2 protein-coding genes are annotated in these 3878 nt (G+C 43.8%); one reads left to right on the top strand and one right to left on the bottom strand.

What is annotated here, in order from left to right; genetic code table 11:
- Positions 1-38: 38 nt before the first annotated feature.
- Positions 39-743 (bottom strand): porin family protein, encoded by a 705-nt coding sequence (locus VIP81_RS19065; protein ID WP_331964639.1) that lies wholly within the window; start codon positions 741-743, stop codon positions 39-41.
- Between the two features lie 284 nt (positions 744-1027).
- On the opposite strand from VIP81_RS19065, the gene VIP81_RS19070 reads away from it, so the two are divergent.
- Positions 1028-3878, top strand: a 2851-nt coding sequence (locus VIP81_RS19070) for a PAS domain S-box protein (RefSeq protein WP_331964642.1), incomplete at its 3' end; no start/stop codon positions are given.

Raw genomic sequence — 3878 nt, forward strand, 5'->3', positions numbered from 1 at the left:
AATAGCTTTTTGCTTTATGCCTTCAGCTTTATGCTTTATTACAATCCACTCAGGCAGATGCCTATTGAATAAGGTCTGATATCCAGATTTCCGCTGCTATTGTCTTTTAACAATGGATTCAGGGAATAAGCACCAAACAATGCGAAGTTACCATACCCTACACGGGCAGTCGCTGCAAAGCGCCATGGGTTAAAGAATCCGCGGTTGGCGTCCTTGTCAATATTCTTGCTGCCATTGGCACCAGTGTATTTTTCTTTCGTATGTGCATCCACCAGAGCGCCTACTTTCACACCAATAGCGGCCTTGAAACCTTTATTGGCATTATCCGGCACACTACGATACCGTAATTCAATCGGAATTTCCAGGTAGGTAGTGGCTACTTTATTCTTTTTGTTGGTAGTAGTAGGGAAGGAAACCTGGTTTTTCACCTTTTCACCCTGTATATCCAGGTAGTGATCTTTCAGATAAATACCGCTGGTACTCACGCCTAAACCAGCTGCCATGCTCAATTTGGACTTCTTAAACGGAAAGTCGTACATCAATGCAACATTAAAACCTCTGTTCAGGCCGGACTTAATACTATCTGGTGCGCCCGCCCAGCCATCGTAAGATAACTGTATCATCAAAAAATCGTTGGAATGGGTAACCTTATTAACCGCTTTATTCATCGGTGAGCCACCATCCTGCGCGAAAACTCCAATAGAAACAGCTATCAGACCAAGGGTAAAAATTATTTTCTTCATATAATATACATACTTAGGAAAAAGAATATTAGGCAAATATAATGGAATGATTGTAACACAATTGGTTAAAATATTGCAAAAACATGTTCCGTATTATACATCCCCGGTGCGAAAGTTACAGAAAAAGTGATATTGCCCCCCTATAATCTTTTCCTGATCCCCATATTCATACTGAACAAGATGAACAACAATATTGCCGCAAAAATTCCTAATTTGAATAAATAATCCATCACTAAGGTCATAACCCCTGCCAATGCTTTTAATGAGTCGTTGAAAAACTACGCATGAAAAAAATTGTAAATACGGTTTTAGTACTTGTTTTGGTGGTCTTCATGGCACTCACAGGATTTGTATATTATGCCTGGATGGTACAAAAAAGAAGTAAAAGCGCCGCAGAACTAATGGTGCAAACCAACCTGCAGATCGATCAAGTCAGAACCGTTTCCCTGCTGGACAATAACTACACCAATTACATCCGGGATATGCTGCTGATGGATCAAACCACCATGCCGGCTGCAGGCTATCTCTTGCCAGATAGCATCAAAACCATGCTGGCAAACATTCTGGTTAGCCAGGAAGGAGATACCGCCTGCCAGAGAATAGTGGCTGCTTTGCAAACCACCCTCGATGAAAAAATAGCCTATAACCAACAAGTACTTTCCCTGGCAGCTTCCCAGCCCGCCGTCGCCAAACAACTCATTACAGCGGAAAAAGGAACCCTATTAAGGAGTAATATACGGGAACAGGTAAACGAATATATCCGCATCAACCGGCGTAAACTCGTTGCCCGCGTAGACAAAGACAATCAATATACCCGGTATTCCTTCTGGACCACCATCATCATCAGCCTCTTTACCCTCATTCTTTTATTAGGCGAATCCCGCTACATCTACCGGCTATTCCTGAAATTAAAAATCAGGACAAACCGCCTCTATAAAAGAGAACAGTCGTTTATGCAGCTCGCTGAAGAAACCGAACTTATCCTGTTCAAATCTCAGATAGACGGCATCTTTACCTCCGTCAGCAAACGCGCCGCCGAAATGACCGGCTACTCCGCCGCAGAACTGATAGGCAAACACTATTCCCTGTTCCTCGATGCAGATACCCACCGCAGACTGGAAGAATTCTATATGAACCAGGTGAAAACCGGCGATGACTATACCTTCCAGGAATTTGAAATCATCACCAAATCAGGCACCAAAAAATGGGTAGAACAAATGGTATCCCTCATCTATGGCGACGATGGCCGGGTGAAAGAATTTCAATGCGTAGTGCGGGATATTGACAAAGAAAAAAGAAACGACGACAGGCCCAGGTACCTCCAACAACGCCTCGACGCTATTTTAGACTACATGCCCTCCATGATGTTTATAAAAGACATGCCGGGCAAATACCTGCTGGTCAATAACCGCTTTACTGAAATCATGGGCGTCGACAAAAAAGATATCATCGGCAAAACAGATGCAGAACTATCCTACGATTGGGTAGCCCGCTACGCCCAGCTGGACAAGGAAGTACTGGCCACAAAGGCCAGGGTCAAAGTAGAAGATACCATCACCGTAAACGGTACAGAATATCATTTTCTCATCACAAAATTCCCACTACGCAATACAGAAGGAGAAATGATCGGTATCTGCGGCATAGGGCAGGACTTTACAGAAAAAGCTAATTACATTAAAGCAGTTGAAAATGCCAACACATTGGCACAGGAAGCCATTAATGCACAGGAAATGTTCCTCGCCAACATGAGTCACGAAATTCGTACGCCCATGAACGGTATCATCGGTATGACCAACCTGCTCATGCAACAACAGCAACTCACACCCTCTCAACTGGAATATACCGGCGCCATTAAAACCTCCGCCAATCGCCTGCTGGTTATCATCAATGAAATACTCGACTTTTCCAAAATAAAAGCCGGCAAACTACACCTGCAGCACGAACCGTTTGATGTGTATGAAGTCATCGACAATGCCCTGTTCCCACTCAAACTCCAGGCACAACAAAAAGGATTGTCCTTTTTTGATGAAATAGATAACGCCATACCCACCTACCTGCTGGGCGACGAAGTACGACTGAACCAGATACTGACCAATCTCGTGGAAAATGCCATCAAGTTTACCCATCACGGAAAAGTAATGATGAAAGTATCCCTGGTGGCGGAAAACAAAGAACTGTCTACCCTCAAATTAGGCTTTGAAATAAAAGATACCGGTATCGGCATTGCACCGGAACAACATGACCTCATCTTTGAAAGTTTTTCACAAACACATACAGATAATGCCCGCAAATTTGGCGGCACCGGCCTGGGACTCGCCATCAGCAAAGAACTCATCGAACTGCAACACGGTTTTATCACGGTAGATAGTCAGCTGGACGAAGGCGCCTGCTTTTACTTTGAACTACCATTTACCCGAAATAATGGGGAAATAAGAGAGAAAGATGAAAAAGGAAACCTGGTTCATATAGACAAGCCATTACAAGGCAAAATGGTACTGGTGGTAGAAGATAACGACATCAACCAACAAGTAGTGTTTCACACCCTGCGCAATGCCGGCGCCAGAACAGATGTGGTGAACAGCGGCAAAGCTGCGCTGGAAATGGTGGATTATAAAACCTACGATTGTATCATCATGGACATTCAAATGCCCGGCATGGACGGCTATCAAACCACGCAGGCCATACGCAAAAAAGGAATTAAAACCTGCATCATTGCCATGACAGCTTCCGCATTAAAAGGAGAAAGAGAACGTTGCCTCGAGGCCGGGATGAACGATTATATTTCCAAACCTTTTGAACGCGAAAATCTCTTTCATAAAATACTAAAAGGACTGGGAGAAGAGGTACCTGAAATTGTAACAAAAACAGATCCTGAAACGCCAGCCGCCACCGCGCTTAATTTTTCCACCGTGTATAACATGATGTCTGGTGAAAAGGCGCATGTAAAAATCTTGCTGGAAGATTTACTCGACAATATCCCCAAAAAATTCTCAGAAATGAATAACCTGGCATCGGAAAAGGATTGGCAACCCCTATATATGCTGGCACATCAAATGAAATTTAACCTCAACGTGGCAGGTTTACAACAGGCCTCCAATATGGCTTACACGATAGAAAGAGATGCAAGACTGGAAG

Source organism: Chitinophaga sp., assembly GCF_036566945.1.
In the GTDB taxonomy this organism is placed as follows: domain Bacteria; phylum Bacteroidota; class Bacteroidia; order Chitinophagales; family Chitinophagaceae; genus Chitinophaga.